Genomic DNA, 25,533 nt, shown 5'->3' on the forward strand with positions numbered 1-25,533 from the left:
GGACTCGTTATGGGGAGGAAAACCATGAAAAAACTGACAACTCTGATGGCGGCAGCGGCGGCGACCACGCTGGCGGTGGGCGCGCAGGCGCAGACCCGCGGTGTCACCGATGACGAAATCCGCATCGGCGGCGTGCATGACCTGTCCGGCGTCTTCGCCGCGGTCTCGACGCCTGCGGTCTCGGGCGCCAATCTCTATTTCGATATGGTCAATGAAAACGGCGGCGTGCATGGCCGGATGATCAACTATATGACCGAGGATCACGGTTACCAACTGCCGCGCGCGACGCAGGCCTATAACAAGCTGATCGAGCGCGATCAGGTGTTCGCCATGCTGCTCAACCTCGGCACCCCGCATAACCTGGCGCATTACCCGCTGATGGAGCGTCGCGGCGTGCCGAATGTGGCGCCCCTGACCGCCGCACGGGCGATCCTGCCCGATCCGCCCTTGATGAACTTCTCTTCGTTCTCAAGCTATTACGACCAGATCGCGCAGGGCATCGAGTATCTGCACAATGAGAACGGTCGCGACACGGTCTGCGCGATGTATCTGCCGACGGATTTCGGCGAAGAGATCGCGATCTCCAGCCGCGAGACCGCCGAGGCGCTGGGTCTGACCTTTGCCGATGAGACCACGCATCGTCCTGATGATCAGGATTTCGTCGGTTCGGTCAGCCGGTTGCGCGCTGCCGAATGCGATATCGTGACCATCGCGCTGGGCGTGCGCGCCTCGATCACCGTGGTCGGCACCGCCAAGCAGCTGGGCTGGGATGACGTTGATTTTCTGGTCTCCTCGGCCGGTTTCCTTGAGCCGGTGGCAATGGTTCCGGGCGGGGTGACGGACGGGCTCTATGGTGCCTCGGGCTGGCAGGATCTGCGCGCCCGCGCCACCGAAGAAGCGCCCGCCGCCTTCATCGCCGCCTATGAAGAGCGTTATGGCCAGCCGGCAAGTGGTTTCGCCATGCTCGGCTATACCGCCGCGCAGCAGATGGTGATGGCGCTGGAGGCCGCAGGGCCGGATCTGACCGTCGAGAGTTTCATGGACGGGATGCATTCGCTTGATTACGACGATGCGCTGTTGGGGACGCATGTGAACTTCACCCCCGAGGATCATCAGGGCGCAAATGATGTGTTCATCAGCCAGGTGGGTGATGGCCATTGGAACACGCTGGCCACGATCAGCGGCGAGTAATTCGCTGGACTATGGCGGGAGAGGGGGCCTGAGGGCCCCCTTTTTCATGCGCGGCCTATGACGAGAAGCGCATTGCCAGTCCGCGGGATGGCGAGCCGAGCGTGGAGCGGGGCGCTTTATAGTGGCTAGGTTCGGCCCCCTTTTGCACGATGCGACCTTGGCGGCACAGACCAAGCCGCGCATTGCCAGGCCGCGGGATGGCGAGCCAAGTGTGGAGCAATGCGCTTTATGGTGGCTAAGTTCGGGCGACATTCAAGCGACGTGCCAACAGCAACCAGATCGCCAGCCCCGTGGGCGGTCTGGCGATGCGCGGCGACTTCGTCTTGATTCCGCGCAGGGCGGTATGCGGCGGTTGCGGTATTGGACCAATAGACAACGGCTAGTCAGCCAGTCCGCGGGGCGGACTGGCGATGCGCGGCGGCTCCGCCTTGATTCCGCGCGGGCGAGGGCGGCGGGGCGGCGCGAAACCGCCCCACGCGCGTTACTCCGCAGGCATCGCCGGGGCTTCGACCAGCAGGGGCTGCGGCAGGTGCACCAGCATTTCCTTGGGGCAAATCTGCACGAAATTCGCCTTTTCGATATCCCAACGCCGCAGGATCTCGGCGCCCTTGGCGCTTTCGGTCTGCGCCACATGCCGCTCGATCAGGGCTTTCAACTCCTGCTCCCAATGCGCGACACTCACCGGACAGGTGACCAGCGTTTCCATATTGATCAGCGGGGTCGAGACCCCCTCGGGATCATAGAGATAGGCCATCCCGCCGGTCATACCGGCGCCGAAATTCGCCCCGATCGAGCCCAGAATAACCGCCGTGCCGCCGGTCATATACTCGCAACCGTTCGAGCCACAGCCCTCGATCACCACGGTGGCGCCCGAGTTGCGCACCGCGAAACGCTCACCGGCGCGGCCTGCGGCAAACAGCTCACCCGCCGTCGCGCCATACAAAACGGTATTGCCGATGATCGTGTTCTGCGCGGCGACCAGCGGTGAGGACATGCGCGGACGCACCACGATCAGCCCGCCGGACAAGCCCTTGCCGACATAGTCATTGGCATCGCCGTAGACCTCGAGTTTCAGCCCGCGCACGGCAAAGGCGCCCAAGGACTGCCCCGCGCTACCGGCCAGTTTCACCGTCAGATGATCCGATTGCAGCGCGTTATTCATCCCGAATTCGCTGACGATATGGCTCGAGGCGCGGGTGCCGACGGTGCGATGGGTGTTGCGGATCGCATAGCTCAGCTGCATCTTCTCGCCCTCGCCAAAGAAACGCGCGGCGTCGCGGATGATCTCGCTGTCCAGCGTCTCGGGCACCGCATTGCGCGGCTTGTCGCGGTCATAGCGGATGTTGCGGGTGCCATCGACGGTGATCAGCATCGGGTTCATATCGAGGTCATCGAGATGCGCCGAGCCACGGCTGACCTGCGCCAGCAGATCGGCGCGCCCGATGATCTCGTCAATCGAGCGCGCACCCAATTCGGCGAGAATCTCGCGGACCTCCTGCGCATAGAAGGTGATCAGATTGACCACTTTATCAGCGCTGCCGGTGAATTTGCTGCGCAGGAAATCATCCTGCGTGCAGACGCCGACCGGACAGGTGTTCGACTGGCATTGCCGCACCATAATACAGCCCATGGCGATCAGCGCGGCGGTGCCGATGCCGAATTCCTCGGCGCCGAGCATCGCGGCAATGACAATGTCGCGGCCGGTGCGCAGCCCGCCATCGGTGCGCAGGGTGACGCGGTCGCGCAGGTTGTTCATCGCCAAGACCTGATGCGCCTCGGTCAGCCCCATCTCCCATGGCAGACCGGCGTATTTGATCGAAGTGCCGGGCGAGGCACCGGTGCCGCCGTTATGGCCGGAGATCAGGATGATATCCGCCTTGGCCTTGGCGACACCGGCGGCAATCGTGCCAACGCCGGACGAGGCCACCAGTTTCACCGTCACCTTGGCGCGCGGGTTGATCTGTTTGAGGTCATAGATCAGCTGCGCGAGGTCTTCGATGGAATAAATGTCATGATGCGGCGGCGGCGAGATCAGGGTCACGCCGGGGGTCGAATGGCGCAGTTTGGCGATCAGTTTGGTCACCTTCATGCCGGGCAATTGCCCGCCCTCGCCGGGTTTGGCACCCTGCGCGACCTTGATCTCCAATTCTTCGCAGTTCAGCAGATATTCCGCAGTGACACCAAAGCGGCCCGAGGCGACCTGTTTGATCTTGGCGCTGGCGTTGTCGCCATTGGGCTCAGGGGTGAAATCATCGGGGCTTTCGCCGCCCTCGCCACTGTCGGATTTCGCGCCGATCCGGTTCATCGCAATCGACAGGGTGCGGTGCGCCTCGGGCGAGAGCGCGCCCAGCGACATGCCCGGCGTGACGAAGCGCTTGCGGATGGCGGTGATCGATTCCACCTCCTCCAGCGGGATCGCGCGGCCTAGCGGCTTGAAATCCAGCAGATCGCGCAGATGAATCGGCTGGTTGGCGCGCATTGCGGCGGAATATTTGCGCCACATATCATAGGAGGCGCGGTCGCAGGCCGATTGCAACAAATGCATGGTCTGCGCTTCCCAAGCGTGTTTCTCGCCCGAGCGGCGCGCCTTATAGAAGCCCCCGACCGGCAGCGGGGCTGCGGCACTTTTCCATGCCTTTTCATGCACTTGATCGGCTTTGCGCTGCAACCCGTGCAGGCCGATACCGGAAATGCGGCTGTGCATACCGGGGAAATATTCGGCGACCAGCGCGCGGCTGAGACCGACGGATTCAAAGTTCAACCCGCCGCGATAGGAGGAAATCACCGAAATCCCCATCTTCGACATGATCTTCAGCAGGCCAGCGTCAATCGCATCGCGGTAGCGCAGAATCGCATCGGTCAGCGAGCCTTCGATCAGCCCGCGCTCGATGCGTTCGGCAATCGTATCCTGCGCCAGATAGGCGTTGACCGTGGTCGCGCCGCAGCCGATCAGCACGGCGAAATAATGCGGATCGACACATTCGGCGGCGCGCACATTGACCGAGGTAAAGGTGCGCAGCCCTTTGCGGGTGAGCCATGAATGCACCGCGCTGGTCGCCAATATCATCGGCATCGCCACGCGGCCCTCGCCCTGATGTTCATCGGTCAGCACCAGATGGCCGGTGCCCGAGCGCACCGCGTCTTCGGCGGCGGCGCGGATGCGTTCCAGCCCCTGCCGTAGCATGTCCTCGCCACCTTCGGCGGGGTAGGTGCAGTCGATGAAACTGACGCTATTGTTGAACTGCTCGACCATCACCTTGAATTCTTCATTGGCAATGAACGGGCTTTCCAGCACCAGAATCTCGGTCTGCGCGCTGCTTTCATCGAGCACGTTTTTCAGGTTGCCGAAGCGGGTTTTCAGGCTCATCACCCGGCTTTCGCGCAGGCTGTCAATCGGCGGGTTGGTCACCTGAGAGAAGTTCTGCCGGAAGTAGTGGCTGAGCGGGCGGTAGGTCTGGCTGAGCACCGCCGAGGGGGTGTCATCCCCCATCGAGGCGATCATTTCCTTGCCATCCTCGGCCATTGGCGCCAGCACCTGCTCGATTTCCTCGATCGAATAGCCGGCGGCGATCTGGCGGCGGCGCAATTCATCGCCGCGGTGCATCGGCTGCTCGGGCACGGTGATCAGCAGGCTGTTGAGGTTGATCACCTTCTCGATCCAGTCGCCAAAGGGCTGCGAGGCGGCCAGCTTGTCCTTCATCTCGGCGTCATGGAACAGCCGCCCTTCCTGCATATCGACGGCGATCATCTGGCCGGGGCCAAGCGCGCCTTTTTCGACCACAGTCATCTCGTCGACCGGCACCATTCCGGCCTCGGAGCCCGCGATCAGCAGCCCGTCGCCGGTGACCACATAGCGCATCGGGCGCAAGCCGTTGCGGTCGAGCCCGCCGCAGACCCAGCGCCCGTCGGTCATCGCCAGCGCGGCAGGTCCGTCCCAAGGCTCGATGACAGCGTTGCAATAGGCATACATATCCTGCCACGCCTGCGGCAACTCGACGGTGGATTTCGACCACGCCTCGGGGATCAGCATGGTTTTCGCCATCGGCGCATTGCGGCCGCTGCGCACCAGCACTTCGAACACCGCATCCAGCGCGCCCGAATCCGAGGCACCGGCGGGGATGATCGGTTTGATATCCTCGGCCATCTCGCCAAAGGCGGACGAGGCCATGCGGATTTCATGGCTGCGCATCCAGTTGACGTTGCCCTTGAGGGTGTTGATCTCGCCGTTATGCGCCAACATGCGGAAGGGCTGCGCCAGCCACCACTGCGGGAAGGTGTTGGTCGAATAGCGCTGGTGATAGATCGCAAAGGAGGATTCGAACGCGGTGTCTTGCAGGTCGGGGTAGAAAACCGCGACCTCCTCGGCCAGCATCATGCCTTTATAGATCACCGAGCGGCAGGACAGCGAACACAGATACAGCCCCTGAATTTGCGCGGCGGCGGCGGCTTTCTCGATGCGGCGGCGGATCACATAAAGCTCGCGCTCAAAGGATTCTTCGCCCAGCCCTTTGGTGTCCTTGATCAGGATCTGCTCGATCTCGGGGCGGGTGGCGTTGGCCTTGTCGCCCAGCACCGAGGTATCAACCGGCACATGCCGCCAGCCATAGATATTATAGCCCATGCGCAGCACTTCGGTCTCGACAATGCTGCGGCAGCGTTCTTGGGCGCCGAAATCGCTGCGCGGCAGGAACACCTGACCGACGGCGATCAGCGCGTCTTTGTCGGGCTCATGGCCGGTGCGGCGGATCTGGTCGTGAAAGAAGGGCACCGGGATTTGCACATGGATACCGGCGCCATCACCGGTCTTGCCATCGGCATCAACCGCACCACGGTGCCAGATCGCTTTCAGCGCGTTGATCCCCGCCTCGACCACTTTGCGGCTGGGCTTGCCGTCAATCGAGACCACCAGACCGACGCCGCAGGACGAATGCTCATCCTCGCTGCGGTAAAGGCCGGTCTCGGCGATACGGGCGCGTTTTGCTTCCTCGGCAGCAACCCAGGAGGCGTCATAGATAGGGGTGTCAAAACGGGTCATGCTTGGCCTTCCTTGTCCGAAATCCCGAGTTGCGCCAGTATCTGCGCGCGCGTTAGCCGCTCGCGCTCGCCGGCATAGGCAAAGCTGTCGGGTTTGTGGTCGATATAAATCTCGCGGTTGAAGCTCAGCCCGCTGGCGTCATCGAGCGCGCCGAGGCAAAGCTCCAGATTGTCCGCCATCGGGTCGTCCAGTGTGACATGGTAGTAGAGCGCCGAGCCGCAGGTGTCGCAATTGGCGCGCTCTGCCCAATCCGAGCTTTGCATGCGGCGGATATGTTCGGCGCCCTGCCAAGTGATATTCGCCATGGGCATGGTGATCCCCAGCAGCGCCGAGCCGGTCCAGCGGCGGCACATCTCGCAGTGGCAGGCGCCGAATTCCGCGCTGGTCAGCGTCGCGCTGAAGCGCACCGCGCCGCACATGCAGCCGCCGGTTCTGATGTCCGGTGCGGCTCTCATTGCGCCGCCACTGCATCGGCCTGCGCCAGATAGTCGAGCATCGCATCGGCGGCCTCGCGCCCGTCGCGGATCGCCCAGACCACCAAAGAGGCGCCGCGCACGATGTCGCCAACGGCAAAGACACCGGGCAGGGCGCTCATATGGGTTTTGTGATCACAGCGGATCGTGCCCCAGCGGGTCACGGTCAGTTCCGGCGTATTCCACAGGGTCGGCAGGTCCTCGGGCTCGAACCCGAGCGCCTTGATCACCAGATCGGCTGGCTCGATATAATCAGCACCCTCAATGAGTTCCGGCGCGCGGCGACCCGAGGCATCGGCGACGCCAAGGCGCATACGCTGCACGATCACCCCGTCGACCTGCGCCTCGCCGGTAAACCCCGCAGGCGCGGTCAGCCAGACGAAATCGACGCCCTCTTCCTCGGCATTCTGCACTTCGCGCTGCGAGCCGGGCATGTTCTCGCGGTCGCGGCGATAGAGCAGTTTCACGCTACTCGCGCCTTGGCGCACGGCGGTGCGCACGCAGTCCATCGCGGTATCACCGCCGCCGATCACCACCACCCGCTTGCCGCGCGCATCGAGCGCGCCATTGTCAAACGCCTCGACCTCATCGCCAAAGCTGTTGCGGTTCGATGCGGTCAGGTAGTCAATCGCCTTCTCGATCCCCGCCAGACCCGAGCCCGGCCCGCCGAGATCGCGCGAGGTATAGACGCCGGTGGCAATCAGCACCGCGTCATGCTTGCCGCGAATGGCGTCAAAGCTGATATCCTCACCGACATTGCAATTGAGCACGAATTGCACGCCGCTGGCCTCAAGCTGTTCGATCCGGCGCATCACCACCGGCTTTTCCAGTTTGAAGCTGGGAATGCCGTAGGTCATCAAGCCGCCCGCGCGGTCATAGCGGTCGTAGACGGTGACCTGCACACCGGCTTGACGCAGACGGTCGGCGGCGGCCAGACCACCGGGGCCAGCGCCGATGATGCCGACGGATTCGCCGCGCTCTTGGCGCGGTTGCACCGGCTGCACCCAGCCCTGCTCCCATGCCGTATCGGTGATGTATTTTTCGACCGCGCCGATGGTGACGGTGCCATGACCGGATTGCTCGATGACGCAATTGCCCTCGCAGAGCCGGTCCTGCGGGCAAATCCGGCCGCAAATCTCGGGAAAGGTATTGGTCGCCTGCGACATCTCATAGGCCTCGCGCAGCCGTCCGGTGGCGGTCAGCATCAGCCAGTCGGGGATATTGTTGTGCAAGGGGCAATGGGTCTGGCAATAGGGCACGCCGCATTGGCTGCAGCGGCTGGCCTGTTCTTCGGCTTTTTCGGCCGCAAATTCGCGGTAGATCTCGTCAAAATCCTCGCGACGGTCCTCGGCCTGTCGCTTGTCGGGCATCTGGCGCGCGGTCTGCACGAATTTGAGCATCGGTTGCTGTGCCATTCTCGGGTCCTCCCTGTGTGCTGCGCTGGATAATTGCACGAGGTCGGGCAATATCGGTCAACATAGTTTACCTAATTACCCATATTTATACTTGGCCCAGAGTGCCGCGCAAGAAAAAACGTGATAATAGGTCAGCATATGATACCCAATTATCGCATTTCGCTTTCCCCAAAAGCCTGTAGTCTGCGCCAAACCTTTCAAAACGCGGTTTTCCATGACTTTGTTTCATTTGATTATTTTGGCCGTCATCCAAGGCGTGACCGAGTTCCTGCCGATCTCCTCCTCGGGGCATCTGATCTTGCTGCCGGAACTGACCGGCATGGCGGATCAGGGGCTGGTGATCGATGTGGCGGTGCATGTCGGCACTTTGTTCGCGGTGATGCTGTTTTTCCACCGCGATATGGCGCAGATTTTCCGCGGATTGCCCGAGTTGCTGCGCGGGCGTGCCGAATCAACCGGCGCGCGGATGGCGCTTTTGCTGATCATCTCGACGATTCCGGTGATGGTCGTCGGCCTGCTGCTGAAAGTGACCGGATTGGTCGATCAGTTCCGCAGCATCGCGGTGATCGGCTGGGCGATGCTGGTCTTCGGGATCGTGCTCTATATCGCTGACCGGCGCGGCGCAGAAACCCGCCAAGCCGAGGGCTGGACCTTGCGCGACGCGGTGATCCTGGGGCTCTGGCAGGCGGTGGCACTGATCCCGGGCACCTCGCGCTCGGGCATCACCATCACCGGCGCGCGAATACTGGGATTCGAGCGGCAGGAGGCGGCGCGGCTGTCGATGCTGATGTCGATCCCGACGATCATCGCCTCGGCGGGGCTGACCGCACTGGGGCTGGTCGGATCACTGAGCGCAGAGGTGCTGATCGACGGCAGTATCGCCGCCGCGCTGGCCTTTGTCGCCGCGCTGCTGGCGCTGAGCCTGATGATGCGGCTGCTGCGCTCGGTCAGCTACACGCCCTATGTGATCTACCGGATCATTCTGGGCGTGCTGCTATTGGTATTGGCTTATTCCTGAGAGCGCAGGCTGGCGGCGGATTCGTTGATCGCGGTGTATTGGCCGGTGGGGCGGAAGCGCCAGAGGTAATCGGGCAGGATCAGTTCCATCGGCGTCGGGGTGATGCCCAGCTCTGCAAAGCCCTTGGCGCCCTCAGAGACCACATTGTCGCGGCCCAAATTCTTGATCTGGTCCAGCGTCAGCGTGGAATTGGTGAACAATCCGGCAGTGAGGAACTGCGCCGCGCCGAGCAGCCTTGCGATGATCCGCGCGACAAAACCCGGCAGGTTGACGATCACCCGCTTGCGGCGGATCTCGTCAAGCATGCGCTGCATCAGCTCGCGGAAGGTCTCGATATCCGGCCCGCCGAGTTCATAGACACCGGCCTCGACCTGACCCATCGCCGCTTTGGCCGCTGCCTGCGCGGTGTCATCGACATAGACCGGCTGGAACCGCGAGTCGGCGCCTGCAATCGGCAGCACCGGCGCGAAACGCACCATTCCGGCGAAGCGGTTAAAGAACTGGTCCTCGGTGCCGAACATGATCGACGGGCGCAGGATCACCGCAGAGGGGAAATGCTCCAGCACCGCGGCCTCGCCCTCGGCTTTGCTGCGCGCATAGTCGCTGTCGGAATTCGCATCGGCGCCGATCGCCGAGATATGCACCAGTTGCGGCACCCCGTGCAGCGCTGCAAACCGCGCCACCCGCGCCGCGCCTTCGACCTGCACCGCGTCAAACGAGTTCTTGCCGCTTTCCAGCAGGATGCCCGCGCAGTTCACCACCGCATCGGCACCGGCAATCGCCGCGCTCACCGAAGCGTCATCGCGGATGTTGCACAGGATCGGCTCGACCTGACCGACATCGCCGTAGGTGCGCACATACATGCGTTCATTGGGCCGACGGGTCGCCACACGCACACGCCAACCAGCCCGCGCCATCCGCCGGGCCACATAGCGCCCGACAAAGCCCGAGCCGCCCAGGATCGTGACCAGTTTTGTCATCTCGCCCTCCGAAGTACATCGCTTAAGTGCATCGCTAAAGTGCATCGCTTATCTTCGGTCAATACCTTCCAGCGCGCAGGCAAACAAGCCCAAAGCAAGACCGGCGCCCAGCCGGTGACGCGACATCTTTGCGCGGCGTCGACGATATCTTTGACCGCGAGGAGGTTTTTTGAAAGATCGCCGTTGACACCCACGCGCGTCAGGGCTAATCACCCGCTCACGCAGCCTGCCCAGGTGGCGGAATTGGTAGACGCGCTAGCTTCAGGTGCTAGTTTCCGTAAGGAAGTGGAGGTTCGAGTCCTCTCCTGGGCACCATTTGCAAGATAAGACTTCGGTAAAATCTGTGTTTGTTTTAACCCGCCGGTTGTGCGGGTTTTTTTTGTGGTTTGGTGGGCTGGAAATCATTGGGGATTTTGGCAAGCGCCCGTTTGCTCTCAATCCTTTGAGCCAAGTGCGAAGGGACGCGCCCGACCATGGGTGGGCGCTTGCAAGCCTTCCACAACGCGCTGCGCTTAAAAGCATTGGTCGCGTCCGAGCCGCACGCCACATCGCCAAAGCGCCCTCCCGGGGGGGGCGCGGCCCGGGGTGCCCCCGGGCCAAACAGAATTCTAGCGCCTCAGAACAACACCGCCGGCAGCCAAGTCGCCAAGGCGGGGAAACCCGCCAGCAGCGCTAGACCCAGCATCTGCAGTCCGACAAAGGGGATCACCCCGCGGTAGATGTCGGTGGTCTTGATCTCGGGCGGGGCCACCGAGCGTAGGTAGAACAGCGAGAAGCCAAACGGCGGGGTCAGGAAGCTGGTCTGCAGGTTGACCGCGATCATGATCCCGAACCAGATCGGCGAGATGTCGAACATCAGCATGATCGGGGCGACAATCGGCAGCACCAAAAACATGATCTCGATGAAATCCAGCACAAAGCCGAGCACAAAGATAACCAGCATCACAAACAGCATCGCCGAGAACACACCACCGGGCATGCCGTGGAGGAAGGCCTCGACCAACTGGTCACCGTCATACATGCGGAACACCAAAGAGAACAGCGAGGCGCCGATCAGGATCAGGAAGATCATCGAGGACATCATCAGCGTCGAATGCATCGCTTCGCGCATCAGTTTCAGGTTGAGCTTGCCCTGCAACGCGGCCAGCAGCACCGCACCGATGGCCCCGATGGCGGCGGCCTCGGTGGCGGTGGCGAGCCCCATCAGGATCGAGCCGAGCACCGCACCAATCAGCGCCAGCGGCGCCAGCAGCGCCTTGAGTACGCGGCGGCCAAGATGGGCTGCATCCTCTTCGGGTTCCAGCGCAGGGCATTTCTCGCCACGGAAAATCGCCACATAGATCATGTAAAGCGCATAGAGGCCGACCAGCATCAATCCGGGGATGAAGGCACCGGCGAAGAGTTCCACCACCGAGATCGGCTCGGGCGCGAAATTGCCCTTGGCCATCTGCGCCTGTGAATTCGCCCCCTGCAGGATATCGGCAAGCAGGATCAGCACCGTCGAGGGCGGTATGATCTGGCCCAAAGTGCCCGAGGTGCAGATCACCCCGGCGGCGAGCTTTTTGTCATAGCCCGCGCGCATCATCGCCGGCAGGCTCAGCAGCCCCATAGTGACCACGCTGGCACCAACCACGCCGGTAGAGGCGGCCATCAAGGCGCCGACAAAGATCACCGAGAGGCCCAGGCCGCCGCGCATCCGTCCGAACAAGGCGCCCAGAACCAGCAGCAAGTCCTCGGCGATCCGCGAGCGCTCGAGCACCACGCCCATGAACACGAATAGCGGGATCGCGACAAACACAAGGTTGGTCATAATCCCGTAGATCCGCGACGGCACGCTGTTCATCAGCGCGAGGTCGATAATGTCAAAGCCCCAGCCGAATACGGCGAAACCGATAGCGACACCGCTGAGGGTAAAGGCGACCGGATAGCCGAGCAGCAGCACGGCGATCACGGCGGGAAACATCAGAATCCCGATCAGTTCAGGTGCGATCACTGGTCATTCTCTTTGTCGTTCGAGGTGCCGTGCAGGCTCAGATAGCTGCGGATCACCATCGAGACGCCATGCGCTGCGAGGGGAATGCAAAACAGCACCAGCACCGATTTAATCAAATAGACGCCGGGCATGCCGCCGACATTCAGCGTGCCCTCCCAGCGTTTCCAGGAATCCAGCACATAGGGATAACACAGCCAGGCAATCGCAATCACTGTGGGGAACAGCAGGAACAAGGTGCCGTATAGATCCACCCGTGCCTTTCCGCGAAGGCTGAACGCGCCATAAAGGAAATCCACCCGCACGTGGCGGCCAAGCAGAAACGCCGGACCAGCGGCCATCATGAAGGCGACGGCATTCGCCCAAAGGTAGAGATCCTGCATCCAGCCCCAGCCGACGCCCAGCGTATAGCGCAATACGGCGACAGCGGCGCAGGTCACAACGGTGAGGCCAATCAGCCATGACAGCGCGTGGCCCAATAGATCTACGCTGCGGTCGATCCGGTCGGCAATCGTGGCAAGCCTGTTCATCCTTCACTCCCTTTGAAATCTGGTCATGCGCCGGTCACGTCACTGTGACGCCGGCGCGATCGCGGCGGGTTAGGCCCATCGGGCTAAGCCGCGCGGGATCGACAGAGTGCAGGATTTCCGCGCCCTGTCGAACCCTTTTTGCATCACCTCTGCCCAATTGCGGGCAGAGTGTTAGTTGCCACTCAACGCGCCGTATTCATAATCGAGCGCCCGCGCCTGCATCACCGCGCGTTCGCTGATATCGGTGTTGCTCAGCGATTTGTCGCGGAAGGTCAGCAGGCTGTCGAGGATCTCGCGGCTCAGCGGGTCTTGCGAGGCGAGATCGTTGAGCATTGTGCCGGTGGTATTGGCCAGCGAGACCAGCGTGTCGTCGCTGAAACGGCGCAATTCGACGCCTTCATCGACCAAGGCGCGCAGCGCTTCGGGGTTGCGCACCATCATCTGGTTGAGAACATAATTGTTCATCTTCTCGGCACCGGCGGCGACGATTGCTTGCAGATCTTCAGGCAGGTCGTTCCATTCATCAAGGTTGATGAACAGATCATTGATCCCCGAGGGTTCCTGCCAGCCCGGATAGTAGTAATAGCTGGCGACGCGGTGGAAGCCGAAGGCCATATCCAGATAGGGGCCGATCCATTCGCAGGCGTCGATGGCGCCCGATTGCATCGACGGCAGCAGCTCGCCGCCTGGCAGGTTGACAATGGTGGTGCCAAGCTGGTTGAGCACCTCGCCGCCGAGCCCCGGAATACGCATCTTGAGGCCGCTGAGATCATCGACCGAGTTGATCTCGCGGTTGAACCAGCCGCCCATCTGGGTGCCCGAATTGCCCGCGACGAAGAACTTGCAGTTCAGCTCGTCATAGGCGCGCTGGGTCAGCTCTTGGCCGCCCGAGGCGAACCATGCGTTCTGCTCCTGTGCGGTCAGGCCAAAGGGCATGCCGGTGACGAATTGCAGCGCCGGAACCTTGCCCTTCCAGTAGTAGGAGGTGCCAAAGCCGATCTGTGCGGTGCCATTGCTGACCGCGTCGATGGTCTCGAAGGCGGGGACCACTTCACCGGCGCCAAAGACCTGCACATTGAGCCGTCCGCCCGAGGCCGCGTTGACGAATTCGGCAAAAATATCTGGTGCAATACCGTAGATCGGATAGCCCTTGGGGTAGGCATGGACCAGACGCCAGCGCCGTGTGTCCTGCGCAATGGCGGGGGCGGCAGCGGCGCTGCCCAGCGCCGCGACACCGGCGCCCTGAATAAACTGACGACGTTTCATACATAGTCTCCCTGTTGTTCACTGGGGCGCGTATTGTGCGCGACCCATCGCTCCCGTGCATACAGCATGTGACATTTTGTATTATCTGTGAATACGCTAAATTATTAATTTTCGCCCCATGCGCGCCGTTTGCACGGGTTTTCTGCCCGTCAAACACACTGCTTTGTGGGTTAAGTTACTAATTAATAACAATATGTATGGGATTCGGCATCTGTTTCAGCGTCCCGATTTGCAAAGATCTATGCGGTTTGCGCTCCTTTCGCCAGCCCCTCCGCGCGCGGATTTAGCTTTTCTAAACTGCAAGCCAGTTTCCCTCGCTTCCCCGAGGTCAGGCGGGGCCGTAACACTAAAGGTAAGTCGGGTCTGCATCTTCACAGGCCTGCTGTTTGTGACGGTGGCCATAGGGCCGACCGAAGGAAAACTCACGGAGGAAAGCAAATGGTTGATGTGCGTCAAGTCAGGGGTGGGGACGGTCTGACCGGCATCCGCGAGGAAGTCGACGCGATGCTGGATGCGGTGGTCGAGAACACCCGCCAGGCGACGGTGTCTTTCTTTGATAAATATGCCGAGAACCCCGATCCGAAGATTCTGGCCGCATGGCTGGAGCCACGGGCATGGCGCGAAATCGACTATGTGTTCCTGCTCAATGAACAGATCCGCCGCTACGGCATGCAGTTCTCGCGCAAGCATATCACGCTATTGGCCAAACAGTCGTTCCAAGAGGCCGAGCATTACGAAGACGTCGGCCGGGTGATTGAATCGCTGGGCGGCACGGTGCCGACCTCGGTGCCGGAATCGGCGAAGCCGTGGAGCGACTTTCTCTGGGAGTGCCTCGACCGTCACCCGCTGGCCGCGATTGCCGCGTGGAACCTGTCGGAAACCTCGGCCTCGGGCAGCTTTGAGCCGACCTTTGAAGCGGGCGAGAAATTCGGCTTCGATACGGTGGTGAAAGTCTACAAAAAGATCGCCATCGACGAGAAATTCCACGTCGGTCTGGGCACCCAGATCCTGGCCGATTACGCGAAAACCGACCACGACCGCGAGGAAATCCTGCGCGCGATGCGCGGCATGCGCGACATCGCGTGGAAGACTTTCACGCCGGAATCGGTCGCTGAAAGCATGGCGGCGCAGTAACCGCCGCACCGCAAACGGGGCCCGCCGCGCACCGCATGCGGGACCCGTCGCTGACGCTTGCCTCCCTATAGCGTCGCACTTGCCCTTCGCCAAAACTGTCCGGCGAAGGGCTATTTCACCCAGCATTGAGGATCGCCATGATAATGGAAGACAGCATCGTTTCTGCCGCGCAGCTCGAGGTCGAGATCGCGCAGATCACGCAGGAAGCCGAGGGCGTGGTCTCGCTGATCCTGCGCGCGCCCGATGGCACGGCGCTGCCGACATGGCAGGCAGGAGCCCATATCGATGTGATCCTGCCGAACGGGCTGGTGCGGCAGTATTCGCTCTGCGGTGACGCGCAAGATTGCAGCACATGGCGGATTTCGATCCTGCATGAGCGCGAGGGGCGCGGCGGCTCGGCCTATCTGCACGGGCATATCAAAGCCGGCGACCGCATCCGCGTCTCGCAGCCGCGCAACAATTTCAAACTGGCCGAGGCCGAACATTACAAATTTGTCGCCGGTGGCATCGGTATCACCCCGATTCTGGCGATGATTCATGAGGCCGAGGCAGCGGGTAAATCCTGGTCGCTGCTCTATGGCGGGCGTTCACGCAACACGATGGCGTTTCTGGACGACCTCGCGCGGTTTGGCGACAAGGTGACAATCGCCCCGCAAGATGAGGTCGGTCTGCTGGATCTGGGCGGCTATCTTGGCGCCGATGACGATGGCGCCCATGCCTATGTCTGCGGTCCCGGCCCGCTGATCGACGCGGTCGAAGCGCAATGCGCGTCTTGGCCTGCGGGCAGGCTGCACCGCGAGCGATTTGCGCCCAAGCAAAAGATCACCGCCGAGCCCGGTGGCTTCGAGGTGCAGCTGGCGCAATCGGGTGAGCGGATCTATGTGCCGCCCGATGAAAGCCTGCTCGACGTGCTGCAAGACGCCGGTCACGAGGTCACCAATTCCTGCACGGCAGGGATTTGTGGCACCTGTCTGGTCAATGTTCTGGCCGGTGAGCCGGATCATCAAGATGACGTCCTGTCCGACGCAGATCGCGCCTCGGGCAAGATGATGCTGGTCTGTGTGTCGCGCTCGAAATCGGATCTTCTGGTGCTCGACCTGTGATGTAAAACCCCCGATCCGGCGATGATTTTTATACCTCCTCCCCTCCGCGGGAGGGGGTTTTCGGCGTTCCCTAAATTCCAGAGAAACACCAGAGACACGCTTTGAAATCAATGGCTTATGCAGGTTCAAAACTGTTGACAGGCTGGATGGCTGTATGCAGAGTCACCTGAATTGCGTGTAATTTGATAGTCAGTGTGCGCAAATTGAGCGAGTGGAAAAACACCGCCATCCCCACCAACACGAGGAAGACCATCTATGAAATTCTTCAGCAAACTCACTGCGGCAACCGCGCTGGTTTCGGCCATGGCGGTTGTTCCGGCCGTCGCCGCCGAATTCGAGTTCAAATTCGCCAATGTCGAAGCCCCGCAAAGCATCGGTGGCCAAGCGACACAGGCCTTCGCCAATTGTGTGCAAGAGGGCAGCAACGAGCGGATCAATATCACCATCTTCCCGTCGGGCGCTTTGGGCAACCAGACCGACAATCTGGAATCGATCCGCACCAATCTGATCGACTTCACGCAGGTGGTGTCGCCGATCGTCACCGTGGATCCGCTGCTGTCGGTGTTCACGCTGCCTTATATCTTCCGCGACCGTGACCATGTCGACCGCGTGATGCATGGGCCGGTGGGCAGTTTCGTCGCCGAGCGTCTGGCTGCGCGCAATGTGATTGCGATTGGCTATTGGGAAGGCGGTTTCCGCCAAATCACCAACAATGTGCGCCCGATCCATACACCCGCCGATCTGGAAGGTATCAAGCTGCGCACGCCCAGCGACCTGAGCCGCATCATGCTGTTCCAATCGCTCGGTGCGAACGCCTCGGCGCTGCCCTGGTCCGAGGTCTATTCGGCGCTGCAAACCGGCGTCTATGACGGGCAGGAAAACCCCGCACTCTATGTCGAGGATGCCAATCTCTTCGAGGTGCAGAACTACCTGTCGTTCACCTCGCATGTCTACGGCGTCAGCTATCTGGTGATGTCCGAGCAAGCCTACGACTCGCTGCCGCAGGATCTGCGCGTGGTGGTGCGGGAATGCGGGCGGATCTCGGGTGAGGAATCGGTGGCCTACGGTGCCCAGGCCGATGCCGAGGCCGAAGAGCGGGCGATCGCGCGCGGCATGGAGGTGAACACCGCCGATGTCGCTGCTTTCATGGCCGCCGCGCAGCCGCTGCATATGGAAATGATCAGCAACACAATGTCGGACGAGGATGCCGAGACCGCGCGTGCGCTGCTGACCAGTATCCAGAACACGCATTGATCGGAATCCGCTGATTAACGGTTTGGGAGGAAAGTGAACCATGTGGATATTCGACAAACTACTCGAAGTCGCAGTGGGGGCGTTGATCGTCATCGCCACTGTCGTCGGTTTCGCCGAGGTGGTCTCGCGCTATGCGCTGGGCGGGTCCATTGGCTGGTCATATGAGTTTTTGCAGATCGTTTTGGTCTACATCACCTTTGTGGGCGGGTTCTTGGCAACGCGGACCAGCAGTCATCTGCGGGTGACGGTCATCGTCGAGGCGCTACCGCGGAATATCCGGTTCATCTGCTTTCTGGTGGCAAAGTCTGGCATTGCCATCACCACCGTCGTGATGACGATCTGGGGCTGGGAATACGCGTTCCGTTTTTCCGGCTCCGCCACTGATATCCTGCGGGTGCCGGTGGTCTATCTTTACATCGTCGTGCCGATCTGCGGGTTTGCGATGACCCTTCAGGTGATCGCGGATCTCGTCTTGGGCATTTGGAAATTCTTCACCGAGGGCGAGGCCGAGACGTTTGACTTCACGCTGCCCGGCTTTGGCGAGGAAATGGACGCAGAAAAGGGTCTTCAGACATGATGTTCGCGGCTTTCGGAGGCCTGTTGGTCGCGATTGGAATCGGCATGCCGATTGCCTTCGCCCTGTCCACCATCTCGATTATTATCCTCTGGTATGCGGATGTCAGCATGCTGGTCGCGGTGCAGCGGATTTACCAAGGCACCAATAAATTCCCCTTCCTTGCGGTGCCCCTGTTTATCTTTGCGGGTTCGCTGATGAACCAAGCGGATATCTCGCGCCGCTTGGTTGATTTCGCTGCGACGCTGGTCGGGCGGATGCGCGGCGGGCTGGCGGGGGTCAATGTGATCACCAGCATGTTGTTTGCCGGTATGAGCGGCACCTCGATGTCCGACACCGCAGCCGTCGGCGGGATCATGATCCCCAATATGATCAAACGCGGCTATGACCGCGCCTTTACCGCCGCCGTCACCGCTGCGTCCTCGACCATCGGTGTGCTGCTGCCGCCGAGCCTGCCGATGGTGGTCTTGGCCTCCTATATGGGGATCTCGACAGGGGCCTTGTTCATCGCCGGCGTGGTGCCGGGGCTGTTGGTCGGTTTCGGCCTGATCATCGCCGCTTGGATCATCTCGGTGATCCGCGAATATCCGGTGGAAGAGAAATTCGAACTTGGCCGCTTTCTGCGCGCCTTTGTCGCCGCGATCCCGCCGCTACTGATGCCCTTGATCATCATCGGTGGCATTCTGGGTGGCGTGTTTACTGCCACCGAGGCGGCGGGGATTGCCTGTATCTACGGGATCATCGCCGGTTTCTTCATCCTGCGCACGCTGAACATGCTCAAGCTCTACTATGCGATCCGCGACGCCGCGATCCTGACCGGCGCGACGATGTTCGTCACCGCCACCGCGCATGTGCTGGGCTTTACCTTCACCTTTCAGCAGTTCAGCGCCACCATCACCGGCTATTTCAACACCGCCGATATGGGCCCGCTGGCCGTGCTCTTCACCCTGTCGCTGGTGATGATCCTTCTGGGCATCTTCCTTGACGGGTTCGCGATGATGTTCATCGTCGTACCGCTGTTCCTGCCGACCGCGATCTCGGTGGGCATCGAGCCGATCCACTTTGCCATGGTGCTGATCATGTGCTGGGGGCTTGGCCAGCAGACACCACCGATGGCCTCGGCCCTGTTCCTGACCAGCCTGATGGCCCGCGTCGATGTGATTTCGATCACCCGCGCCAATCTGTGGTTCATTCTGGTGATGGGTGGAATTCTCGGCCTCGTCATCCTGTTCCCGTATCAAACGGTGCTTTGGCTTCCGCAAAAAGCCGGTCTTCTCTGAGCGAGAAATCCGGCCCACTTCCCTGACTGATAGGAGTTTACCATGAAAGTCGCCGCCTATGTTGATGTCTCGTATACCCAGACCGAGGGTATGACGACGGCGCTGATCAACAACCAGTTCCACTTCCCTGCCGGGCTCGATATTCTGGGCAAGCGCGAATATTTCAAAGAGCATTACGACTGGATCCGCGCCGGTATCATGCGCGAGCCGCGCGGTCATAATAACCAGTTCGGCGGCGTCATCGTTCCGTCCTCGACGCCCGAGGCCGATATCGGGGTGATCTGGATCGACTGCGTCGGCTACGGCGATATGTGCGGACATGGCACGATTGCGACCTCGACGCTGATGGCCTCGAACAACCTGCTGCCGCGTCAGGACGGTGAAAGCCGCCTGCGTCTGGAAACCCCCGCCGGTATCGTCACCTCCGAGGTGTTCACCGAAGGCGACCAGATCACCGGCTGCCGGTTCCAGAACGTGCCCGGCTATCTGGCCGAAAAGGATATCACCGTGACCGTGCCCGAACTGGGCGACATCCAGGTCGATATTGCCTTTGGCGGCAACTACTTCATCACCGTCAAGCTCGATCCGGCGGTGAAGCAGGTCAGCCCCGAGAATTCGGCATGGCTGGGCCATATGGGCAATGTGATCAAGAACCAGATCAACGCGCGCTTCCAGCTGACCCATCCCGAAAAGCCGCATATCACCGAGATTGACCTGGTCACCTTCTACCACGAAGTACCGGGCGATAACGCCGATTACCGCTGGGTCCATGCCTACCGCGATGGCAGTCTCGACCGCTCGCCGGGCGGCACCGGCACCTCGGCGATGCTGGCGATGCTGGAAGGCCGCGGGTTGATCAAGATGAACGAGAAGGTGCGCGCGCAGGGTATGTTGGGCCTTGGCACCTTTGAGGGTGAATTGATCGGCGAGACCAAGATCGGCAACCACCGCGGTGTGGTCTCGACGGTCAAGGGCCGCTCGAAGCTGATCGGTTTCGGCAAATGGTTCATGGACCCAACCGATCCGGTGGGCCGCGGCTACGACGTCGCTCAGCTGTAACCATGAATAATGCCGCGCCCAAAATCCGCCGGCTGTCGGAGGCCCTCAATATCGAGGACCTCCGCACGCTCGCCCGCCGCCGAATCCCCAATTTCGCGTTTGAATACGTCGATGGCGGGGCCGAGGATCAGGTGACCATGGCCGCCAACCGCAACAGCTTTCGCCAGATCCGTCTGGTGCCACGGCAGCTGCGGGATGTGTCGCGCATTGATCTTGCGACACAGTTTTTCGGGCGCGGCGTCAAACGCCCGTTTGCGATCTGTCCGACCGGCTACAACGGCATGCTGACCCACCACGGCGACCTGAAACTGGCGCGCGCGGCGGCGAAATTCGGCATTCCGTTCATTCAAAGCACGATGTCGACCTCGTCAATCGAAGAGATCGCCGCCGAGATGAAGGGTGGCGAGCATTGGTTCCAGCTTTACGTGCTCAAGGACCGCGCGATCAGCAAACGGTTGATGGAGCGCGCCCATACGGCGGGCTGCACGACGCTGGTGATCACCACCGATGCGGTGATCCTTGGCAACCGCGAGAGCGATCGGCGGAATTTCTCCAAGCCGCAGGTGCCGACATGGCGCAACAAGATCGACACCGCGCTGAAGCCGCGCTGGATTTTCGATGTGCTGGTGCCGCATGGCATCCCGATCTTCGGCAACCTGACCGAGTTCCTGCCGAAAAGCCAATGGTCGGCGGCGGATGGGGCGCGGTTTATCTCGGAGCAGATGGAGCGCGCGCTGAATTGGCAGCGCATTGAAGAGCTGCGCGCGGATTGGCCCGGAAAGCTGGTGATCAAGGGTTTGATGCATCCCGAGGACGTCAAACGCGCGGTTCAGGCCGGGGCCGATGGCGTTGTGGTCTCGAACCACGGCGGGCGGCAGCTTGACGGATCAGCCACGCCTCTGGACCAGATCGCGCAAATCAAAGACGCGGTCGGCGACAGTTGCGAAATCTACGCCGACAGCGGGTTTCGCCGGGGCTCGGATGTCGCCAAAGCGCTGTCTCTTGGCGCGCGCGGCGCCTTCTTCGGCCGCGCCACGCTTTACGGGCTGGGCGCTGGCGGGCAGGCGGGGGTCGAGGCGGCGCTGGGCATGTTGTCCAATGAGCTCGAGACCTGCATGGGCCAGATCGGCTGCACCAGCATCGACGGGCTGCGCGAGATCGAGATGGTCCGCGATTGAGCTCGATTGGGCGCGTGCCCCGTGAGCGCGCGCCAATATGTGCGCGTGCCCGCTCCACACCCGTCTTAGACCTTGAACGCTTTGGGCCGTGAGAACGACATAATCCAGTCGCGCAGTTTCGGGCTGAAGGGTTTCGAAAAACTCGACCGGTCCCACGCCAGATAATAGGCGTCCTGTAAGCGTAGCCTATGGTCAATCGGGATGATCAGCCGTCCTGTGCGCAGGTCTTCCGAGATCATCGCTATCTGCCCCAGCGCCACGCCGCGTCCGCTGATCGCCGCGTCAATTGCCACCGAGGAATGCGAAAAGGTCAGTTCCCGCAGCGGCGCACGCGGAGTGACGCCCATGCTTTGCGCCCAATCGCTCCATGTCGGTGCGGGCGGCAGGGTCATATCCCATTCGATGCCCAGAAGTGGCTGTTCGAGCAGGTCTTCGGCACTATAGACGCCGGAATGCGCCAGAAACGCGGGCGCGCAGACCGGCACCACGGAATCGGTGAACAATTCGACAAAATGGTCATGGCCGGCAATGCGGCGGCTGTAGGTGATCCGGTAATCGACGCCTGAATTCCCCAGATCCGGCTCAACATCGCTGCTGACCAGCCGCACATTCGCATCGGGGAATTTCGCCTGCCAGTCGCACAGGCTGGGGCCGAGCCATTTGTTCGCCAGAGAGGGCAGCGTCGACAGGGTGATCGTGCCATACCCGCGGGCTTGGTCGATCTTGTCCTCGGCGCTGCGGATCAGGGTAAACGCCTTGGCGATATCCTCGTGATACATCTGCCCCCAAGAGGTGAGCCGCATCTGGTTTCCGGCCCGCTCGATCAGTTGCAGCCCGAGATGCGCCTCAAGCTTGCGCAACTGCTGGCTGACCGCGCCGGAGGTCACGCCAAGCGCCTCGGCGGTCTCGCCGACGCTGTGGAGGCGGCCAAACAGATCGAACGCCTGCAGGGCCTTGAGCGGCGGCGGTTCGCGGCGCGGAGCGGCATCGGCTTTGTCTTGCGGCATGTCTCCTCCTGTGGCGCGCGACAATGCACCCTCGGCAATTAGGCGACGCGCGCGGGGTAAGTTCAAGCGGATTGTCGGGTAACCCGCTGGGCGCCCGCAAACCGGCCCCATAAAGCGCGAAACGCCACCGCATATCTGCGGTGACGTTGGTGTTGCTAACCTGCGCTCAAGGACCGGCTACGCCGCGTCCTGTTCCTCCATGATACGCGCGAAAATCGCCGCATCGGTGACGCCTTCCGAGCCGATCAGCAAAACGCGGGCCGACATATCGAGCCCCAGATCCACCGCCAAGGTCTCGTCCTGACGCGCCGCGATCAGCGCCGCCAGACCGGCGACTGCGCTTTCACCGGCCTCGACCGGGGTGTCGCCAGCCAAGGGGCGGGCCAACAGGCGCACGGCAGGGGCGACGAGTTCCTCGGGGATGGTGACGAAATCGCTGGCCTCTTCGGTGAGGATTTCCCACGCGAGTTCCGAGGGTTCACCGCAGGACAGACCCGCCATCAGCGTTTCTTCCTGAATCGCAAAGGCGGTCGGTTTTCCGGCCTTACCGCTTTCAAACAAACAGGCGGCAAGCTCGGGCTCGACAATCACCACCCGCGGCGCGTCCTCGCCGTAATGCTGGCGCAGCGCGGCGGCGACACCGGCGGCCAGACCGCCGACGCCGCCCTGCAAGAACACATGTGTGGGCGCGGCGTCGAGCGCGTCGCATATTTCCTGCACCATCACGCCGTAGCCCGCTTTCACATCACGCGGCGGCTGCGAATACCCCTCCCACGAGGTGTCGGAGACCACAAACCAGCCGTTCTCTTGGGCTTCGGATTTGGCCAGATCGACCGAATCATCATAGTCGCCTTCGATACGGATCACCTCGGCACCAAGCGCGCGCATCGCCTCGGCGCGGCCCTCGGAGACCAGCGCGTGGATATAGATTTTGCACGGCGCGCCAAAGCGTTGGCAGCCCCAGGCGAGCGAACGCCCGTGGTTGCCATCGGTGGCCGAGACCAGCGTGATCCCGGCGGCTTCTTCCTTGTGTTTGCCGTTGCGGATATCGGCCAGCGCCACCTCGCGGCCCAGTTTGCGGCTGATCTCGCGCTGCAACACGCGCAGACCGGCATAGGCGCCGCCAAGCGCCTTGAAGCTGCCCAGACCAAAGCGCGGGCCTTCGTCCTTATAGTAGATATCCGCGACGTCGATCTCCTTGGCCAGCGCCGAAAGCGTCACCAAAGGCGTCGGCGCGTAGCCCTCCCATTGGGTGATCTCGGCAGTGGCGGTGGCGAAGGCTTCGCGGCTGATCACTCGCTCGGAGGCATCGCCGCTGCGGCGCTCATAGGGGATGTGACGGACGCCGGTGGCGGGGAAACGTTCATGCATGTCATAGATCCTTTCGGTTGCGCAGTCGCAGCGTGAGCGGCGGGGTTGCGCCAAACTGTGTGCAGGGGGTCTGCGATTGTCGACCTACTGTCGTAACGATTTGCCGCAGGGTAGCGCCCCGCAGCGCTGGCGCCAAGGCCGCCTGTGTGGCGGCCTTGGCTGGAAGCTTTAGGCGAAGGGATGGCGGATGCAGATGTTTTTCACCTGCTGGTAGGCCGAGATCGCCTCGAGCCCTTTCTCGCGGCCAAAGCCCGAAAGCTTGTAGCCGCCGAAGGGGAACTCGACATCCAGACCCACGCCAAAGCTGTTGATCCAGACCTGCCCGACGCGCAGACGCTCGGCGGCGGCCAGCGCGTTCGAGATGTTCTGCGTGTGCACACCGGCAACCAGCCCGAAGGGCGAATCATTGGCGATCTGCACGGCCTCTTCGGCGGTGTCGAAGGGGATCACAGTGAGCAGCGGGCCGAACACCTCTTCGCGCGCGACACGGGCGGTGTTATCGACACCGGCGACGATGGCTGGACGCACGAAAGCGCCATTGGCGAGGGCTGCATCGCCGGGCAGATCGGCGCCGAGCAACAGCTCGCCTTCCTTGGCGGCGATCTCGTAATACTCCTCGACACTGGCCTTTTGCGCGTTGCTGACCAGCGGGCCCATGTCGGGGTCGTCGATGCCGGCGCCCAACGTCATACCCTTGATTTTGTCGTGCAGCTTCGAGACCACTTCGTCATGCACCGAGCGCTGCACCAACAGCCGCGTGCCGGCGTTACAGACCTGTCCGCAATGGGTGAAGACACCGCCCAGAACCATCGGCATCGCGGCGTCCATATCGGCGTCGGCAAACAGCAATTGTGCTGATTTTCCACCGAGTTCCATGTTCGACGGGATCGCATGCGAGGCCGCGGCTTCAAGCACTCGCTGGCCGGTCGGCACCGAGCCGGTAAAGGTGATCTGGTCGACACCGGGGTGACGCGCCAGCAGGTCGCCGACCACGGAGCCACGGCCGTTGATCAGGTTGACCTGACCCTCGGGCAGACCGGCTTCGCGGCAGATCTGGATGAAATTCCACGCCGACATCGGGGTTTCCGTCGCCGGTTTGATGATCACCGAACAGCCCGCCGCCAAGGCCGGTGCGACACCGCGCGCGATCAGCTGGAACGAGTAATTCCACGGGATGATGTGCAGGCTGACCCCGATGCCCTCTAAGGTGGTCCAATCCGAGTAATTCGGCCCCAAGGGGATCGAATTGCCCTGCATCTTGTCGACAAAACCGCCGTAGAATTCAAAGAACCGCGCCGCGCAATCGACTTCCCAATAGGCGTCGCGCAGGGGTTTGCCGCTGTCTTCGGTCTCGATCCGCGCGATCTCGTCGCGGCGTTCCAGCATCAATTCACCGATCCGCTGCAGGATGCGCCCGCGCTCGAACGGGCGCATGCGGCCCCATGCGCCCTCGTCAAAGGCTTTGCGCGCGGCGTTCACCGCCATGTTCACTTCGACCTCACCGGCCATAGCGAAATGGCTGAGCAAAGCGCCGGTGGCGGGGTTGCGGGTTTCGCCGACACCGCCGCTGGCCTCGGTGAGGGTGGCATCGCCAATGGCGAGGGGGATCATTGAGTTGGTCATACTTGGTCTCCTTTCATCACTGCATAAAGCCATGACGCGAGTGTATGCAAGA

The 25,533-nt window shown here is 61.8% G+C and carries 19 protein-coding genes and 1 tRNA gene; 10 read left to right on the top strand and 10 right to left on the bottom strand.

Going from position 1 to position 25,533, the window contains the following annotated elements; genetic code table 11:
• Nucleotides 1–24: 24 nt before the first annotated feature.
• A complete protein-coding gene (locus DDE20_RS12775) occupies nt 25–1,191 on the top strand; it encodes an ABC transporter substrate-binding protein (RefSeq protein ID WP_116558892.1) in 1,167 nt (388 codons plus the stop codon).
• A gap of 481 nt (nt 1,192–1,672) precedes the next feature.
• Here DDE20_RS12775 and gltB read toward each other — a convergent pair whose 3' ends face one another.
• The 3 genes from gltB to DDE20_RS12790 are packed head-to-tail and all read right to left on the bottom strand — an operon-like array spanning nt 1,673 to nt 8,114.
• A complete protein-coding gene (gene gltB / locus DDE20_RS12780) occupies nt 1,673–6,226 on the bottom strand; it encodes a glutamate synthase large subunit (RefSeq protein ID WP_116558893.1) in 4,554 nt (1,517 codons plus the stop codon).
• Nucleotides 6,223–6,681: a GFA family protein gene (locus DDE20_RS12785; RefSeq protein WP_240608041.1), complete on the bottom strand. Its 459-nt coding sequence runs from the start codon at nt 6,679–6,681 to the stop codon at nt 6,223–6,225. Before DDE20_RS12785 ends, gltB begins: the two co-directional genes overlap by 4 nt.
• Nucleotides 6,678–8,114, bottom strand: a complete 1,437-nt coding sequence (locus DDE20_RS12790; RefSeq protein WP_116558895.1) for an NAD(P)-dependent oxidoreductase — start codon at nt 8,112–8,114, stop codon at nt 6,678–6,680. Before DDE20_RS12790 ends, DDE20_RS12785 begins: the two co-directional genes overlap by 4 nt.
• 214 nt (nt 8,115–8,328) lie before the next feature.
• Here DDE20_RS12790 and DDE20_RS12795 point away from each other — a divergent pair, with 214 nt between their 5' ends.
• Nucleotides 8,329–9,132, top strand: a complete 804-nt coding sequence (locus DDE20_RS12795) for an undecaprenyl-diphosphate phosphatase (RefSeq protein ID WP_116558896.1) — start codon at nt 8,329–8,331, stop codon at nt 9,130–9,132.
• Here the strand turns inward: DDE20_RS12795 and DDE20_RS12800 are convergent.
• Nucleotides 9,123–10,112 carry a complex I NDUFA9 subunit family protein gene (locus DDE20_RS12800; protein WP_116558897.1) on the bottom strand — a complete coding sequence of 330 codons (990 nt, stop codon included), beginning with the start codon at nt 10,110–10,112 and terminating at the stop codon, nt 9,123–9,125. The two genes, DDE20_RS12795 and DDE20_RS12800, sit on opposite strands and share 10 nt — an antisense overlap.
• A gap of 228 nt (nt 10,113–10,340) precedes the next feature.
• On the opposite strand from DDE20_RS12800, the gene DDE20_RS12805 reads away from it, so the two are divergent.
• Nucleotides 10,341–10,427 (top strand) — tRNA-Leu (locus DDE20_RS12805).
• A gap of 301 nt (nt 10,428–10,728) precedes the next feature.
• On the opposite strand, the gene DDE20_RS12810 is transcribed toward DDE20_RS12805, so the two are convergent.
• From DDE20_RS12810 to DDE20_RS12820, 3 genes are all read right to left on the bottom strand, one after another.
• The gene (locus DDE20_RS12810) at nt 10,729–12,075 is read right to left on the bottom strand and encodes a TRAP transporter large permease (RefSeq protein WP_116558989.1); all 1,347 of its coding nucleotides are present in this window, start codon (nt 12,073–12,075) and stop codon (nt 10,729–10,731) included.
• Nucleotides 12,076–12,101: 26 nt separating this feature from the next.
• Entirely contained in the window at nt 12,102–12,632 is a 531-nt protein-coding gene (locus DDE20_RS12815) for a TRAP transporter small permease subunit (protein ID WP_116558898.1), read from the bottom strand.
• 171 nt (nt 12,633–12,803) lie between these two features.
• Nucleotides 12,804–13,898 (bottom strand): TRAP transporter substrate-binding protein, encoded by a 1,095-nt coding sequence (locus DDE20_RS12820; RefSeq protein WP_116558899.1) that lies wholly within the window; start codon nt 13,896–13,898, stop codon nt 12,804–12,806.
• Between the two features lie 438 nt (nt 13,899–14,336).
• On the opposite strand from DDE20_RS12820, the gene DDE20_RS12825 reads away from it, so the two are divergent.
• The 7 genes from DDE20_RS12825 (at nt 14,337) to DDE20_RS12855 (ending at nt 21,480) form a co-directional block, all read left to right on the top strand.
• Complete coding sequence (locus DDE20_RS12825; protein ID WP_116558900.1) at nt 14,337–15,032, top strand: hypothetical protein; 696 nt, start codon at nt 14,337–14,339, stop codon at nt 15,030–15,032.
• Between the two features lie 143 nt (nt 15,033–15,175).
• A complete protein-coding gene (locus DDE20_RS12830; RefSeq protein ID WP_116558901.1) occupies nt 15,176–16,135 on the top strand; it encodes a PDR/VanB family oxidoreductase in 960 nt (319 codons plus the stop codon).
• 255 nt (nt 16,136–16,390) lie between these two features.
• Nucleotides 16,391–17,389, top strand: a complete 999-nt coding sequence (locus DDE20_RS12835; RefSeq protein WP_116558902.1) for a TRAP transporter substrate-binding protein — start codon at nt 16,391–16,393, stop codon at nt 17,387–17,389.
• Nucleotides 17,390–17,429: 40 nt separating this feature from the next.
• Nucleotides 17,430–17,966: a TRAP transporter small permease gene (locus tag DDE20_RS12840; protein ID WP_116558903.1), complete on the top strand. Its 537-nt coding sequence runs from the start codon at nt 17,430–17,432 to the stop codon at nt 17,964–17,966.
• Nucleotides 17,963–19,243 (top strand): TRAP transporter large permease, encoded by a 1,281-nt coding sequence (locus DDE20_RS12845; RefSeq protein WP_116558904.1) that lies wholly within the window; start codon nt 17,963–17,965, stop codon nt 19,241–19,243. Before DDE20_RS12840 ends, DDE20_RS12845 begins: the two co-directional genes overlap by 4 nt.
• Nucleotides 19,244–19,285: 42 nt before the next feature.
• The gene (locus DDE20_RS12850; protein ID WP_116558905.1) at nt 19,286–20,302 is read left to right on the top strand and encodes a proline racemase family protein; all 1,017 of its coding nucleotides are present in this window, start codon (nt 19,286–19,288) and stop codon (nt 20,300–20,302) included.
• Nucleotides 20,303–20,304: 2 nt separating this feature from the next.
• Nucleotides 20,305–21,480 carry an alpha-hydroxy acid oxidase gene (locus tag DDE20_RS12855; RefSeq protein WP_116558906.1) on the top strand — a complete coding sequence of 392 codons (1,176 nt, stop codon included), beginning with the start codon at nt 20,305–20,307 and terminating at the stop codon, nt 21,478–21,480.
• Between the two features lie 65 nt (nt 21,481–21,545).
• Here the strand turns inward: DDE20_RS12855 and DDE20_RS12860 are convergent, their stop codons facing one another.
• From DDE20_RS12860 to DDE20_RS12870, 3 genes are all read right to left on the bottom strand, one after another.
• Nucleotides 21,546–22,487: a LysR substrate-binding domain-containing protein gene (locus DDE20_RS12860; RefSeq protein WP_116558907.1), complete on the bottom strand. Its 942-nt coding sequence runs from the start codon at nt 22,485–22,487 to the stop codon at nt 21,546–21,548.
• A 177-nt stretch (nt 22,488–22,664) separates the two neighbouring features.
• Nucleotides 22,665–23,858, bottom strand: a complete 1,194-nt coding sequence (locus DDE20_RS12865) for a diaminopropionate ammonia-lyase (protein WP_116558908.1) — start codon at nt 23,856–23,858, stop codon at nt 22,665–22,667.
• Between the two features lie 168 nt (nt 23,859–24,026).
• Complete coding sequence (locus DDE20_RS12870; RefSeq protein ID WP_165814516.1) at nt 24,027–25,481, bottom strand: aldehyde dehydrogenase family protein; 1,455 nt, start codon at nt 25,479–25,481, stop codon at nt 24,027–24,029.
• Nucleotides 25,482–25,533 lie beyond the last annotated feature (52 nt).

The organism is Pararhodobacter oceanensis (genome assembly GCF_003076755.1).
Lineage (GTDB): Bacteria > Pseudomonadota > Alphaproteobacteria > Rhodobacterales > Rhodobacteraceae > Pararhodobacter > Pararhodobacter oceanensis.